At 66.0% G+C, this 13,317-nt stretch carries 14 protein-coding genes; 8 read left to right on the top strand and 6 right to left on the bottom strand.

Annotation, left to right across the window (positions count from 1 at the left end; translation table 11 throughout):
* Window positions 1-15: 15 nt before the first annotated feature.
* On the top strand, window positions 16-1,047 hold the full coding sequence (locus ACZLZQ_RS05735) for a glycosyltransferase family 2 protein (protein WP_472948551.1): 1,032 nt from the start codon (window positions 16-18) through the stop codon (window positions 1,045-1,047).
* Window positions 1,048-1,173: 126 nt separating this feature from the next.
* Here ACZLZQ_RS05735 and ACZLZQ_RS05730 read toward each other — a convergent pair whose 3' ends face one another.
* Both ACZLZQ_RS05730 and ACZLZQ_RS05725 read right to left on the bottom strand, forming a co-directional pair.
* On the bottom strand, window positions 1,174-1,935 hold the full coding sequence (locus ACZLZQ_RS05730) for an ABC transporter ATP-binding protein (protein WP_472948550.1): 762 nt from the start codon (window positions 1,933-1,935) through the stop codon (window positions 1,174-1,176).
* Between the two features lie 2 nt (window positions 1,936-1,937).
* Complete coding sequence (locus ACZLZQ_RS05725) at window positions 1,938-2,789, bottom strand: ABC transporter permease (RefSeq protein WP_472948549.1); 852 nt, start codon at window positions 2,787-2,789, stop codon at window positions 1,938-1,940.
* A gap of 404 nt (window positions 2,790-3,193) precedes the next feature.
* Between ACZLZQ_RS05725 and ACZLZQ_RS05720 the strand changes: the two genes are divergently transcribed.
* The gene (locus ACZLZQ_RS05720; protein ID WP_472948548.1) at window positions 3,194-4,303 is read left to right on the top strand and encodes a methyltransferase domain-containing protein; all 1,110 of its coding nucleotides are present in this window, start codon (window positions 3,194-3,196) and stop codon (window positions 4,301-4,303) included.
* Window positions 4,304-4,319: 16 nt separating this feature from the next.
* Here the strand turns inward: ACZLZQ_RS05720 and ACZLZQ_RS05715 are convergent, their stop codons facing one another.
* Window positions 4,320-5,060, bottom strand: coding sequence for a GntR family transcriptional regulator (locus tag ACZLZQ_RS05715; RefSeq protein WP_472948547.1), 741 nt, complete (start codon window positions 5,058-5,060; stop codon window positions 4,320-4,322).
* Window positions 5,061-5,282: 222 nt separating this feature from the next.
* Between ACZLZQ_RS05715 and ACZLZQ_RS05710 the strand changes: the two genes are divergently transcribed.
* Together ACZLZQ_RS05710 and ACZLZQ_RS05705 are read left to right on the top strand one after the other, a co-directional pair.
* Window positions 5,283-6,530 (top strand): enolase C-terminal domain-like protein, encoded by a 1,248-nt coding sequence (locus tag ACZLZQ_RS05710; protein WP_472948546.1) that lies wholly within the window; start codon window positions 5,283-5,285, stop codon window positions 6,528-6,530.
* 182 nt (window positions 6,531-6,712) lie between these two features.
* The gene (locus ACZLZQ_RS05705) at window positions 6,713-6,937 is read left to right on the top strand and encodes a hypothetical protein (protein WP_472948545.1); all 225 of its coding nucleotides are present in this window, start codon (window positions 6,713-6,715) and stop codon (window positions 6,935-6,937) included.
* Window positions 6,938-7,057: 120 nt separating this feature from the next.
* Here the strand turns inward: ACZLZQ_RS05705 and ACZLZQ_RS05700 are convergent, their stop codons facing one another.
* Complete coding sequence (locus tag ACZLZQ_RS05700) at window positions 7,058-7,345, bottom strand: hypothetical protein (protein WP_472948544.1); 288 nt, start codon at window positions 7,343-7,345, stop codon at window positions 7,058-7,060.
* A gap of 465 nt (window positions 7,346-7,810) precedes the next feature.
* On the opposite strand from ACZLZQ_RS05700, the gene ACZLZQ_RS05695 reads away from it, so the two are divergent.
* On the top strand, window positions 7,811-9,010 hold the full coding sequence (locus ACZLZQ_RS05695) for a DUF2778 domain-containing protein (protein WP_472948543.1): 1,200 nt from the start codon (window positions 7,811-7,813) through the stop codon (window positions 9,008-9,010).
* 34 nt (window positions 9,011-9,044) lie between these two features.
* On the opposite strand, the gene ACZLZQ_RS05690 is transcribed toward ACZLZQ_RS05695, so the two are convergent.
* Window positions 9,045-10,385: an Nramp family divalent metal transporter gene (locus tag ACZLZQ_RS05690; protein WP_472948542.1), complete on the bottom strand. Its 1,341-nt coding sequence runs from the start codon at window positions 10,383-10,385 to the stop codon at window positions 9,045-9,047.
* 201 nt (window positions 10,386-10,586) lie between these two features.
* On the opposite strand from ACZLZQ_RS05690, the gene mntR reads away from it, so the two are divergent.
* Complete coding sequence (gene mntR, locus ACZLZQ_RS05685; protein ID WP_472935333.1) at window positions 10,587-11,024, top strand: manganese-binding transcriptional regulator MntR; 438 nt, start codon at window positions 10,587-10,589, stop codon at window positions 11,022-11,024.
* Window positions 11,025-11,120: 96 nt separating this feature from the next.
* Here mntR and ACZLZQ_RS05680 read toward each other — a convergent pair whose 3' ends face one another.
* Window positions 11,121-11,843, bottom strand: a complete 723-nt coding sequence (locus ACZLZQ_RS05680; protein ID WP_472948541.1) for a TetR/AcrR family transcriptional regulator — start codon at window positions 11,841-11,843, stop codon at window positions 11,121-11,123.
* Window positions 11,844-11,957: 114 nt separating this feature from the next.
* On the opposite strand from ACZLZQ_RS05680, the gene ACZLZQ_RS05675 reads away from it, so the two are divergent.
* Window positions 11,958-12,830: an SDR family oxidoreductase gene (locus ACZLZQ_RS05675; RefSeq protein WP_472948540.1), complete on the top strand. Its 873-nt coding sequence runs from the start codon at window positions 11,958-11,960 to the stop codon at window positions 12,828-12,830.
* Entirely contained in the window at window positions 12,779-13,294 is a 516-nt protein-coding gene (locus tag ACZLZQ_RS05670) for a MaoC family dehydratase (RefSeq protein ID WP_472935330.1), read from the top strand. Before ACZLZQ_RS05675 ends, ACZLZQ_RS05670 begins: the two co-directional genes overlap by 52 nt.
* Window positions 13,295-13,317 lie beyond the last annotated feature (23 nt).

Below are 13,317 nucleotides of genomic sequence, written 5' to 3'. Positions count from 1 at the left end.
AGACGACAGGAACGTTTGGATAAGACCCGCGTCGCCGTCATTATTCCCTATTACAACGGATCGAGCTTCATCGAGCGCTCGGTACTAAGCGTCCTCGAGCAGACGGTCCCGCCAGCGGAATTCATCGTCGTCGATGACGGCTCAAGCCCCTCGGAGGCCGAGCGTCTGGACGAGATCGCAGCCGACATGGGGTTTCGCGTTCTCCACAAGCAGAATGGCGGACAAGGTTCGGCCCGCAATGCCGGCGTTGCCGCCAGCAGCGCCGACTACATCTGCTTCCTCGACCAGGACGACTTCTATCTGCGGAACCACATCGAGAGTCTCGTGGACGCGATGCCGGAGAACGAGCCGCATTTCGGCTGGGTCTACGGCGAGCTGTTCGAGGCAGAGGGCAATGGCGAGATCGTCCGCACCAGCATCGTCGCCCGCAATTCGAAGAACCCGAAGGCGAACATTTTCGAACTGCTGTCGCGGGACATGTTCGTCCTTCCCTCCGCCTCCCTGATCTCGCGCAAGGCCTTCGAAGCCGTCGGCGGGTTCGACGAGCAGTTCATGGGCTATGAGGACGACGACCTCTTCCTGCGTATTTTCCGGGCGGGTTTCACCAATCACTTCACGGCCAAGCCCGTCACCGTCTGGTGCATCCACACGGAAAGCACGTCCTACGGCATCCGCATGGCGCGCTCGCGCCTGCGCTATTTCGAGAAGCTCGCCGCTGCCTTTCCGGACGATGACGTCAAGGAACGCTTCTACATGCGCGATGCGCTGATCCCGCGTTTCAACCATCAGTTCATCAGCGAGGCGATTGCCGCGGTCGGCGCGAGCAGCGGCAAGTTCGCGACCTACCGCGACGAGTACATCGCGATCGCCCAGAAATACACCGACATCGTCTGCGCGACGCCGACCGTCTCGCGGCTGTTCAAGGCGCGTGCGAGACTGCGGATGCGCCTGATCGCCAGCCCGCGCTGGCAGCGCCTCTACGAGTTCTATCCGCTTCTGAGCAGGGCTCGGCATGTCGGCCGCAAGCTTGGTCGGTCGTTCCGGTAGACCGCCCGCCTCGCACGGCAGCGGTCAGCTACAGCATCCAGGGGCTGCCTCTGTCTTAACGGGCAGTGCGCGGTGCACGAACCGCCGGCGTCACGGTCTTAACCGGACGGAGCCTCCGGCTACCGATCAGCCTTGCGCGACGGATGCCTCGTACGCCCCGATCACGTCCTCGATCGGGCCATGCATCCGCACCCGGCCGTGCTCCATCCAGAGGCCCGTATTGCACCATTGCCGCAGGAGGCCATTGGAGTGCGAGGCCATGACGAGCAGGCCGGCCTCGCCGATGAACGTCTTCAGACGCTCCTTCGCGTGCGCGTGGAATGCCGCGTCGCCGGCGCCGATTCCCTCGTCGATCAGGAGGATTTCCGGCGTGATGGAGGTCGACACGGCGAAGGCGAGGCGCGTCGACATGCCGGTAGAGTAGGTGCGCAGCGGCATGTCCAGGAATTCGCCGAGCCCAGAGGCTTCGCCGATTTCGCTCGACAACCGGTCGATCTCGCGCCGGGAATAGCCGAGCAGCATGCCCCGCAGCACGATGTTGTCCCAGCCGGTCGCGTCGGGGTCGAAGCCGAAACCGATGTCGAACATCGAGGCGACGGAACCGTTGATCTTTAGGCGCCCGCTGGTCGGCTCGTAGATGCCCGCCAGGACGCGCAGCAGCGTCGACTTGCCAGCGCCGTTATGGCCGAGAAGACCGAGGCGCTCGCCGTGCTCGAGGTTCAGGGTCAGCGCATCGATGGCCCGCACGATCGCCCGCCCGGTCGCGCCGGCGCGCGGACGGATCTGCCCGCCGGTCGCCGCCGAGATGATGTTGTTCTTCAGCGACCGGTCGCTGATGTTGAAGATCGGAATGTCGACCGAGACGGCGTCGAGCTGGATGGAAGCCATGTTCAAGCCCAATAGGCGATGCGCGCGCGGTAGCGGGCGAAAAACAGGAAGGCGACGGTGCCCATGCCAAGCGTGATCCCGAGGCAGGTCAGCCAGTTGCCGAGCGTGCCCGTTCCGCCGAGCAGCGGATCACGCGCGATCTCGATGAAGTGGTAGAACGGATTGGCGCCGACGAAGACCGCCCGCTCGGGCACCTGGCTGGCGCTCCACAGGATCGGCGTCATGAAGAAGGTCACCTGGATGATGCTCGCGATGATCATCGGGATGTCACGGAAGCGCGCGCAGAGCGGCCCGAGGATCATGGCGACGAAGACGCAGTTCAGGAGGATCAGCAGCAGAGCCGGGAACAGCAGCAGCGTCGTCAGTGTCGGCCAGATCCCGAAGAACAGCGCCACGAGGATGTAGATGATGAAGTTGTGCCCGAAAGTGACGAACTGCATCCAGACGAACTGGAAGATGTAGACGCTGTACGGCAGCTTGATCTGCCGGATCGATGGTGCCGCGCTGGAGAAGACGTTGCAGGCCGCCGTGATGGAGTTCCCGATCAGCCCCCACATGATGAAACCGATCGCGAGGAACGGCAGATAGGTGCTGATGTCCATCTTGAAGATGGTGGAGTAGAGGACGCCAAGCGCCGCCACCATGATGCCCATGGAAAGCGTCAGCCAGAGCGGACCCAGCACCGAGCGGCTGTAGTGCTTCTTGGTGTCGCGCCAGCCGAGAAACAGCCAGAGCTCGTAGAGCCCCAAGCCATCGCGGATATCCTTATAGGCCGCGACGAGGCGGTCGGATCGCGAAACGCCGCTGGCGGCCGGCGAGGAAGCGTCTGCAACCATGTTCGGGGATGTCATCATGATGTGACGGGTATCCAGTTCATATTGGGCTGCTGGATACTCCGACGCTTGGGCGGTAGCAAGGCGACGCTTGCGGCCCCGCCGAGACGGCCGCACCGACGCCTGCGGGCTCGCCTTACGGCAGAAAGGCGATCGCGTTCCAGCGGCCGCCCTTCCGCACCGGCTCGCCTCCTTTTCGTTCCTGTGGGCCATGACAGATCCGGCTGCGGCCAGAACGCGGCGTCGGTTCGTTCCTCCGCATCATGCGGGTGGGACGCCTACGCGGCGCATGATCGACCGGATCCGACGCGGACGGTTATCGGGGACTTCAGCCGACACGGCTGGCATTGCGCGGCAGACTGGTGAAAGGATGACAAAGCTTCTGGAGGTTGCCCTCTTCTTCGCATTCGACAGGACACAGTGACATGGACAGACGGACAACACTGCTCTCGATGTTCGACAATACGGGTTTCGGCCTCGAGATTGGACCGAGCTACAATCCCCTGATGCGCAAGGCGGATGGCTACAACATCGAGACGCTGGACTATGCCGACCAGGCGACGCTCGTCGCCAAATACGCGGAGACCCGAAATGTCGACGTCTCCCGCATCGAGGCCGTCGACCACGTCTCGGATGGGCGCCCGATGGCCGAGATCATCGGCAAGCGTCACTGCTACGACTTTATCATCGCCAGCCACGTCATCGAGCATACCCCCGATCTCGTCGGATTTCTCGCGAACTGCGAGGAGTTGCTGACGGAGAACGGCCGGCTCATCCTCGCCGTCCCGGACAAGCGCTCCTGCTTCGACGTCTTCCAGAACCTGACGAGCACCGGCGACGTGCTCGAATCCCACCGTCAAAAACGGACACGCCCCGGCACCGGCTCGCTTTTCGATGCCGCCGCCTATGGTGCCACGCGCGACGGACAGATCGGCTGGAACAAGGCGCAGTGCGACAAGCGCGAAATCTACCAGCCGCTCAGCGCCGCCTACAACCTCGTCAAGCGCGCCAAAACCAACCCGGATTACATCGACGTGCACGTCTGGCGCTTCGTGCCGGCATCCTTCGAACTCATCCTGAACGACCTCTCCGAGGGCGGCCATACCGGCCTGCGGATTTGCGAGATGCACTGCGACGATGAAATGCTGGTGTCTCTCGACCGGACAGGCTCCCCTGGCAGACGCTCGCGCCTCGAACTGATGGAAACCATCCTCGACGAGCAGGCGGTTTCCAGCCTGCAGCATGCGACTCTTCTGGTGGAACTCGAGAACGCGAGGGCTGAGCTCGCGCGCGCCGGGGGCGATCTGACGAGCATGCTGGAGGAGAAGTCTCGCCGGGACGCAGAACTGGCGGAGATGCGGTCGAGGCTTGCGGCAGCGACAAGTGAACTTCAAGCCTCGCTCGCGGCCCGTGACGACCTAGCGCGGGAGCTCGACGCCCGGGACCGCGACATCGTGGCGCTCCATCACTCCAGGTCATGGCGCGTAACGCAGCCCCTTCGGTCCGTATCCAGCTACCTCATGCGCGGTCGCTGAGACCCTCGGCTTCGCATCAGCAGCCGAAAAGGTCCGGCCGGGTCTCGTTCAAGCGACGAACCGTCCGGAGGACTTCCTGGAGATGCGCGGTCATGCCGGCGGCGGCCGTGTCGGCGGCGCCCTCTTCCACGGCATTCAGGATGGCGGTGTGCTGCTGGTGGAGGTGCTGCAAGTGCCCGTCATCCGGAAGGCTGAGGTAGCGCACCCGGTCCATCTGCAATTTTACCGACTGCACCACACGCCAGCTGCGGGGAAGCCCGGCCTCCTCGCAAAAGCTCCGGTGAAAACCCTCATCGAGCGCGAGAAACCACTCGCGGTCGCCTCGCGCCACCGCCCCGGCCTGATCGACAAGGTTTCGCCGCCCGGCCGCGAGGAAGGTCGCGGAAGCCCGTCCCGCAAGCCGGCGGATGACGCAGACCTCGAGCGCCTCGCGGATGAACTGTGCTTCCTCGACATCGCCGAGCCGGATCGGGGCGACGAAGCTGCCGCGCTGCGGAAGGATGTCGATCAGCCCCTCGTCGGCCAGCCGGATCAGCGCCTCGCGGATCGGCGTCCGGCTGACGCTGAAGTGCTCGGCCAGATCCTTCTCGCTCAAGGCTTCCGAGGGAAGGATCGCCAACGTGGTGATCGACCGTCGCAGCCGCTCGTAGATCTGCGGCGCGATGGGAAGCCTCGGATTGACCGGCTCGCTCGCCCAGTTCGGCAAGACCGGACCCCCTGACGTTTCCGGCCGCCGCTGGACATTCCTGGTCGTCATCAACAGTCCCTCGGCTTGTCCGGCATGACGCAGGAACCCTAGAATTTGACGGGCGAAAGGGGAAAGCGTCTTTCGCGAATAAGACAGCGAAAGCCTGTCGACTTGCCGGGTGCAATGGTCAATGCGGACCGATCGACACCGATAGGATGCTCGCGACGTCTACGCTATTTCCTCCTACCATGCTACCATGGCAGCTGGAGACAACAAGCCGGGGAGCGTGGAGTGAAGATTACCGACATCAGGGCAACGACGATCACGGTCCCGCTCGAGGCCGCGCTGCGGCACAGCAACGGCACCCATTGGGGGCGGTTCGTGCGGACCATTGTCGAGGTCGACACGGATGAGGGGATCACCGGCCTTGGCGAAATGGGCGGCGGCGGCGAGAGCGCGGCGCTCGCCTTTGCCGGGCTGAAATCCTACCTTGTCGGCCACGATCCGTTCGATCTCAACCGCATGCGTTATGCCATCTGCAATCCGACGGCCTCGCTCTACAACAACCGGACGCAGCTGCATGCCGCGCTGGAGTTTGCTTGCCTCGACATCATGGGCAAGAAGCTCGGCGTGCCCGTTTACCAACTCCTCGGGGGCCGGGTTCGCGAGACCGTCGGCTTCGCCAGCTACTTGTTCTTCCGCTATCCCGACCGGCGCACCGGCGAGGGCGAGGTTCGGACAGTCGAGCAGCTGCTGGCGCACGCGCATCAGCTGAAGGCGGAGCATGGCTTCACCGCTCACAAGCTGAAGGCCGGCGTGTTTCATCCCGATTATGAGCTGGAATGCTACCGGGCCCTCGCCGCGGAGTTTCCCGAGGACACGCTGCGCTACGACCCGAACGCGGCGTTGTCGGTCGAGCAGGCGCTCCGCTTCGGCCAAGCCATCGAAGGCCTGCGCAACGATTATTTCGAAGACCCGACCTGGGGCTTTGCCGGCATGCGCCGGCTGCGCGAGAAGCTGTCGATCCCGCTGGCCACCAATACCATCGTCGTCGACTTCGAGCAGCTGGCGACCAATGTCCGCGATCCCGCTGTCGAAGTCATCCTGCTCGACACGACCTTCTGGGGCGGCATCCGCGCCTGCATTCGGGCCGGCCAGATCTGCGACACTTTCGGCCTCGGCATCGCCGTCCACTCGTCCGGCGAACTTGGGATCCAGCTTGCCTCCATGCTGCATCTCGGCGCCGTCCTGCCGAACCTCGTCTTCACCGCCGATGCGCACTATCACCACCTGAAGGACGACGTCATCGTCGGCGGCAAGATGGTCTACAAGGACGGGGCCATCGCGGTGCCGGAGGGCCCGGGGCTCGGCGTTACGCTCGACCGCGAGAAGCTCGGCACCTATGCCGAGCTCTACCGCTCGCTCGGCGGCTATCCCTACGACCGCGATCCCGGCCGGCCCGGCTGGTATCCGCTGCTGCCCAATTCCGATTTCGCCGATCACCGCGTGGCGATGAGCCCCGACCTCGGCTTGGGATGAGGCGATACGGGCCGCTGTCGCCGGCCGGCAGAACGGGGCGGAAGACCGGACGGAGGGGCTGAGGGAACAGCGGTCGGCGCCCGGGGTTAGCCTTTCGCGACGTTGGCCAAACGGCTTGCGGCTCATCGAGACACTTCAGGCGCTTAAAACGCCCTTGCCCGCCCCTTCACAAAGGACATTCCATGGCCACCCCCCGCATCTTTTCCAGAAACTCATCCGCCGAGAACGACAGGGTACCGGCAGAAGGCGGCATGCCTCGCACCGCCGACACGCTGGTCGGCAGCAAGGGCTCGCCTGATCCGGACTATCACCCCGAGGCGCTTGCCAACGCGGTTGCCGACAGCGAGGCCGGCGCGATCCCCGACAATGACGAAGGCGGCATCACCCCGCTGAAGCCGCGGGACTAGTCCGGAAGGACCGGTTGGTTTCATCCGCCGGTCGCACGCGGCTCGCCGACTTCACTTCAGCTCGCAGAAACCGTGACGATGGAGCGCGTTTTGCACGCGTTCGGTCGTGAGCAAAGCCCGTCAATTGGCGGCAGATCGCTCATCGGAGCGGTAGGCCGCCCTGGCGTCCGCCACCGGCGCTGCTGGATCCTCGGCCGCGTGCACGCTGAGAAGAGCGGCCGCGACCGGATCGGTCAAGGTCTCGGCGGAAGAGAGCGTCGGGCGCTCCTGGACCGCTTCGGGAGCGACAGGCTCCTGTGGCAGGACCAACTCCTCCGGCGCAACCACCAGATCCTGGTTGGTGTCGAGCATCGACACGTATTTTGCTGCGGCCGTGGCCGGGGTGAGAAAGGATTCGATGCTGCTCATCTGCTCCACCGCAAAGTTCCCGCATTGACCCTACCAGAAATGGCTTGCACCGGACTGACCTGGGGGAAGCTCTCGCCGCTCCCAGAATAGAGGTGTCGGCCGGCTCATTCGCCGCCCAAGATCCCGTGCGATTTAACCTGGGTCCGCCGACGGCCCCCACCGACGCGCACGTTCCCTTCCAGCGTCGCCGGCTCACGCCGCGGCTTGCCTTGTGGCGCTGATCGCCGGCCGTATTTCCGACCGACGTCTGCCTTTCTTCGATCCCATCCTCGGCGTATCGGACGCCCGCCGCCGACAAGGCATGCGGGCGATCGGAAGTGCCAACGGCCTGAAATCGCGCGGCGAAAGGACTTTGGTAACCATAAGCAGCCATGCTGAGGGTGCGATGACTGAAGTCAGCTCCGGCGTTCCCCAGCGGGTTCTCGCACATCATCCCGCTCTCGCGAGCAGAAGCCGGCGCCCCAGATGACACGACACGAAGCCCAACCCGTCCGCAAGCCAAGCGCCCGGAAATCCCTTCTGCGCTCCTGCGCGCTGATCGGCACGTTCGGCGGCGGCACCGCCGTCGTTGCGGCCATCCTCGCCGCCCCGGCCCCGCAACGATCGCCTGCCCTGCCGACGGCCGCCTGGGTCGCACCGTCGCTGCCGACCGTCCCCGTGGCGGCCAAGGAGGCGCGCGTCCACACCCCGAAGGTCGCCGTCGTCACGCCACACCCGGCCGCCCGACCGCATCATCAGGAGGCGGCCGTCAGGAGCCAGCGGCTGATGACCCTGATGGCGGCGATCCCACGCCCCGCGGCGCCGACGTCGCCGCTGCCGTTGTCGCACCTCGCCGCCCTCGACGCGGCGGCGGCAGCCTCCTTCGTCGCGCCCGTCGCCGTTCCGCTGCCGGCCCCGGTCCGGGTGGCAGCCCTCGCCACAGAATCCCCCGTCGTCCTCGCCAGCCTCTCGGCCGCCCTAAAGGCACCGCTGCGCCCGGAAGTCGTCGAGGACCACGTCGAGACGCAATTGCCGGAGCTGAAGCCGGAATCGGCGGTCGCGGCGCTGACGCAGGCGATCGACGATGCCGCGATCCCGCTGCCGGCGGCACGCCCCGAGCGGATCCTGCCGATCCCGCCCCGCCGCCGCGGACTGCCGAGCCCGAACGTCCTGGCCTACGCCCGGCCCGATGCCGGCATCGAGGCCGTGCCGGACGTCGAGGAGACGGCGCCGATGCAGGGCCTCGGCCGCGGCGTCGCGGTATACGACATCTCGGCAGCAACGGTGTATCTGCCGAATGGCGAGAAGCTCGAGGCGCATTCAGGCCTCGGCAGAATGCGCGACGATCCGAGCCAGGTGCATCAGAAGAACCGCGGACCGACCCCGCCCCACACCTATGATCTGAAGATGCGCGAGAGCCTGTTTCACGGCGTCGAGGCGATCCGTCTCAACCCGATCGGCGGCCAGCAGAAGATCCACAACCGCGATGGCCTGCTTGCCCATACCTACATGCTCGGCAAGGGCGGCGATTCCAACGGCTGCGTTTCCTTCAAGGACTACAAGCGCTTCCTGGCCGCTTTCAAGCGCGGCGACGTGAAGCGGCTGGTAGTGGTCTCGAGCATGCGCTCCTCCCGCCTCGCCCGGCCGAAATCGCTGATCGCCAGCCTGTTCTCCAGGAAGAGCTGACGGAAGCGACAGGCGCCCCCGTACGCGCCTGTCGCTACAGCACGAAGTCGACCAGCAGCTTGATGTTCAGCAGCGCGATCACGATCGCGATGGCGAAGGCCGAGACCACCAGCCAGAGCGGCGCCACCAGCGCGCCCATCTTGGCGCGGTTGGAGGTGAACATCACCAGCGGGAAGACGGCGAAGGAGAGCTGCAGGCTCAGCACCACCTGCGTCAGCACCAGAAGCTTGCCGGTGCCGGAATTGCCGTACCAGATGGTCACGCCGGCCGCCGGCACGATGGCGATTCCGCGGGTGATCAGCCGGCGCAGCCACGGCGCCAGCTTGATGCGCAGAAACCCTTCCATGACGATCTGCCCGGCGATCGTCGCCGTCACCGTCGAGTTGATGCCGCAGCAGAGCAGCGCGACGCCGAAGAGGGTCGGCGCAATGGCAAGGCCGAGCAGCGGCGCGAGCAGGCTGTGCGCCTCGCCGATCTCGGCGATCTCGGTGCGGCCGCTGGCGTAGAAGGTCGCCGCCGCCAGGATCAGGATCGCAGCGTTGATCAGCAGCGCGAACATCAGCGCGACGGTGCTGTCGATCGTCGCGTATTTCAGCGCCTGCCGCTTTTCCGGGATCGTCGTGCCGATCTCGCGGGTCTGCACGATGCCCGAATGCAGATAGAGGTTATGCGGCATCACCGTCGCGCCGAGAATGCCGAGCGCGAGATAGAGCATTTCCGGATTGGTGACGATCTCGGTCGTCGGCGCAAAACCGCGGATGACGTCGCCCCAGTTCGGATCGGCCATGGCGATCTGCACGGCGAAGCAGACGGCGATGACGCCGAGCAGCGTGATGATCAGCGCCTCGACCCAGCGGAAGCCGACCTTCTGCAGATAGAGGATCAGGAACACGTCGACGGCGGTGATAAGAACGCCGATCTCCAGCGGAATGCCGAAGATGAGGTTGAGGCCGATCGCCGTGCCGATGACCTCGGCGATGTCGGTGGCGATGATCGCAACTTCGGCCATCGCCCAGAGCATGTAGGTGACGGGCCGGGGATAGGCGTCGCGGCAAGCCTGCGCGAGGTCTCGGCCCGAGGCAATGGCAAGCCGGGCGCACAACGACTGGAGGACGATCGCCATGATGTTGGAAACGAGCGCCACGACCAGCAGCGTGTAGCCGAAGCGCGACCCGCCGGCGATCGATGTCGCCCAGTTGCCGGGATCCATGTAGCCAACGGCGACGAGATAGCCGGGTCCGAGGAAGCTTGCCGCCTTGCGCCAGTTCGGCGCCCGCGGGTCGATCTTCACGCTGCGGTGGACGTCCGACAGCGATCCGTCGCCGCGATCGTGGCGCCAGCCCCCCGGGTTGGCAACCTCGGCATTCGACGTCATGGCGATCATCCTTCCAGCATGGCCCGCGGCGCGCGCCCCCTTCGCCCGCCCGGCAGCATGGCAACGACTCCATGGCTGGGAGAAAGGAAGGCTCATTTGCGAATATCTATGCACCGGCATTGAAGTTTGTCCAGTGACAAACTTTGCGTCTCGGGTACTGTCCGCTTATGCAGGAGCAGGAAACGCGGGAGAGGACCACGGATGGCGGGCGAGGACGAACCAGTGCGCAATGTCGCCGTGACACGCCTCGCCGCGCGTTTCGCAAGGGTTCGCGAGGCGCACCAGTCCGAGCTGGCCGAGGACTATGTCGAGATGATCGACGATCTCATCGTCCGGCACGGCGAGGCCCGCGCGGCGGATCTCGCCGAATGCTTCGGCGTGTCGCCCGGCACGGTCGCGCGCACGGTGCAGCGGCTGGTGCGCGACGGCCTGGCCGCGAGCGAGCCTTACCGCGCGATCTTCCTCACCGAGAAGGGCAAGGCGATCGCCGCCGAGGCCCGCACGCGCCATCATCTTGTCCATGATTTCCTGATCGCGCTCGGCGTCAGCGCGGAGGCTGCCGAACTCGACGCCGAGGGTATCGAGCACCATGTCGGGCCGGAAACGCTCGCCGCCTTCCGCCGCCACCTTGGGCGCTAGCCGCGCCGGCTGACGGACAAGCGCTCGGCAGTCCAGCTCTCGGTGCGAGCAGGGCACCCTCGCCGTCAGGCGTCGTCGACGCGGTGTCGCGGCGTGTCAGAATTCCTCTTCGATGATGCCAGCCCCCGCCCCTGCACCGCGCAGCGCAAACAAAGCGAGGTCGCGGGCGGGATGCTTCGGTGCACCGGATGCGTTCGCCGGCCAGAACACGGGCGCATCGATCACGGCCATCAGCGCGCCGAGCGCCAATGGAGCGGCGATCGGGGAAACGAGGTCGCCCTCGGCGACCGCTGCCGCCAGCGTCTTGCCGAACAGCGCGACATAGCGGGCGCGCTCGGCGTCCAATTCTGTCGTCACCGCTGGGTTTCCGGCGAGAGCACTGCCCCGCCTGCCATAGCCGTGCAGCATCGCCTGCTGCACGGCCGCGTGCTCCAACACCGCGCCGACATGCGCCTCGATCATCCGGCGCAGCCGGCTGACGGCCCGGTCGCGTGCGCTCGCTGCGGGCAAGACGGTCGCAAAGACGAGGGCGAACCCGCGCCGGCAGACGTCGCCGCACAGATCGTCCTTGGACCGGTAGTGGTGGTAGACGAGTCCTTTTGTCGCTCCCATCCGGCGCGCCAAGGCATCGATCGACGTCCGCTCGAAGCCGTCCTCGCGAAATGTCGACGCGGCGGCCGTGAGAAGCGCGTCGCGTGAGACCGCCCCGCTATCGCTGACCGTCTCGCGCCGCCCCTCGATGAAACGACTATGCCGTGCAGAGCCCAAACGCTGCTGGCTGTCTACGGAGCCAGGGGAAGAAGCCGGTTGATCCGCCATCGCACGTGCTCCTGAAGGGGTCCGCTCCAGCTGGACATACGGAGCGGTATGCTGTCAATTTCGGAAAGGCCGCCTCGCGTTGAGGGACGGCGATGAGGGGCAAGGGAGACGCGGATGCAGATCCTCCAGCGATTGTTTTCGGTCGAGGGCAAGACCGCCCTCGTCACCGGCGGCGGCACCGGCATCGGCCGGATGATCGCCGAAGGCTTGGCGGCCGCGGGCGCGCGGGTGCTGATCGCCTCGCGCAAGCGCGAGGTCTGCGAGGCCGCCGCCGCCGAGATCAACGCCGCGGGCCTTCCCGGCCGCGTCGAGACGCTGCCGGGCGACGTCGCGACCGAGGCGGGCGTCGACGCCCTCGCTGAAGCGGTCGGCGCGGCGAGCGACCGTCTCGACATCCTCGTCAACAATGCCGGCGTCTCGTGGGGGGCGCCGCTCGGCGCGTTCCCGCATGCCGCTTGGTCGAAGGTCATGGACGTCAACGTCGCCGGCCTGTTCACGCTGACACAGCGTCTGTTGCCGCAGCTGGAGGCTTCCGCCTCCGCCGGCGATCCCGCCCGCATCGTCAACATCGGCTCGGTCATGGGCGCCGCCCCGCTTGGCGACGGCGCCTATTCCTATGCGGCCTCCAAGGCGGCGGTGCACCACCTGACGAAAATCCTCGCCAAGGAGCTCGCAGGCCGGTCCATCACCGTCAACGCCATCGCGCCCGGTGTCTTCCAGAGCCGGATGACGGCGTTTGCCACCGGCACCGCCGAGAAGGCTGCGGCCGTCGGCGGCAATGTGCCGCTCGGCCGGCTCGGCACGCCCGACGATATCGCAGCCCTCGTGCTGTTTCTTTGTGGGCGCTCGGGCGCGTATATGACCGGTGCGATCCTGCCGCTCGACGGCGGGATCGGCGTCCAGACCGGGCGCGGATTGTTCGAGGAAAGCTATTTTTGTCAGAAGCAGAACGGGCCGCAGAGGCCGAGGCTATCCGCCGCAAGCTGATCCCGCTGGAGGACTACCGGGCCCTCGTCGACGGCGAGGAGTTCGTCTCGGACTGGCTGACGGTCGACCAGTCGATGATCGACACCTTCGCCGATGCGACGCTCGACCACCAGTTCATCCACGTCGACCCCGCCCGCGCGCTGGCCGAGACGCCGTTCGGTGGCACCATCGCGCATGGCTTTCTGACCCTGTCGCTGCTGTCGGTCCTCGCCTTCGGAGCGTTGCCGGGAGTGCGCAAGACGCGCATGGGCATCAATTACGGGTTCGACCGCGTCCGCTTCATGAACCCGGTCAAATCCGGCGCCCGGGTCCGCGGCAAATTCCAGCTGGTCGGGCTGACCGAGCGCGCGGTCTCCGTGCAGTCGGCCTGGAGCGCGACGGTCGAGATCGAAGGCGCGCTGAAGCCGGCGCTCGTCGCGCACTGGATCACGCTCGCCGTGCTCGATCCGGACGCAGCCGACTGACGCCGAAGACGGCCGAGGCCGGT

This window comes from Mesocryomonas lacus, from assembly GCF_055730105.2.
This window is presented reverse-complemented; position numbering and strand designations above follow the sequence as displayed.

What these genes read in the sequence shown, in the direction of transcription:
- ACZLZQ_RS05705 (WP_472948545.1), top strand. Translation starts at nt 6,713, where the DNA reads ATGGCCACCCCCCGCATCTTTTCCAGAAACTCATCCGCCGAGAACGAC.
- ACZLZQ_RS05695 (WP_472948543.1), top strand. Translation starts at nt 7,811, where the DNA reads ATGACACGACACGAAGCCCAACCCGTCCGCAAGCCAAGCGCCCGGAAA.
- ACZLZQ_RS05725 (WP_472948549.1), bottom strand. Translation starts at nt 2,789, where the DNA reads ATGATGACATCCCCGAACATGGTTGCAGACGCTTCCTCGCCGGCCGCC.
- ACZLZQ_RS05680 (WP_472948541.1), bottom strand. Translation starts at nt 11,843, where the DNA reads ATGGCGGATCAACCGGCTTCTTCCCCTGGCTCCGTAGACAGCCAGCAG.
- mntR (WP_472935333.1), top strand. Translation starts at nt 10,587, where the DNA reads ATGGCGGGCGAGGACGAACCAGTGCGCAATGTCGCCGTGACACGCCTC.
- ACZLZQ_RS05690 (WP_472948542.1), bottom strand. Translation starts at nt 10,385, where the DNA reads ATGACGTCGAATGCCGAGGTTGCCAACCCGGGGGGCTGGCGCCACGAT.
- ACZLZQ_RS05715 (WP_472948547.1), bottom strand. Translation starts at nt 5,060, where the DNA reads ATGACGACCAGGAATGTCCAGCGGCGGCCGGAAACGTCAGGGGGTCCG.
- ACZLZQ_RS05700 (WP_472948544.1), bottom strand. Translation starts at nt 7,345, where the DNA reads ATGAGCAGCATCGAATCCTTTCTCACCCCGGCCACGGCCGCAGCAAAA.
- ACZLZQ_RS05730 (WP_472948550.1), bottom strand. Translation starts at nt 1,935, where the DNA reads ATGGCTTCCATCCAGCTCGACGCCGTCTCGGTCGACATTCCGATCTTC.
- ACZLZQ_RS05720 (WP_472948548.1), top strand. Translation starts at nt 3,194, where the DNA reads ATGGACAGACGGACAACACTGCTCTCGATGTTCGACAATACGGGTTTC.
- ACZLZQ_RS05675 (WP_472948540.1), top strand. Translation starts at nt 11,958, where the DNA reads ATGCAGATCCTCCAGCGATTGTTTTCGGTCGAGGGCAAGACCGCCCTC.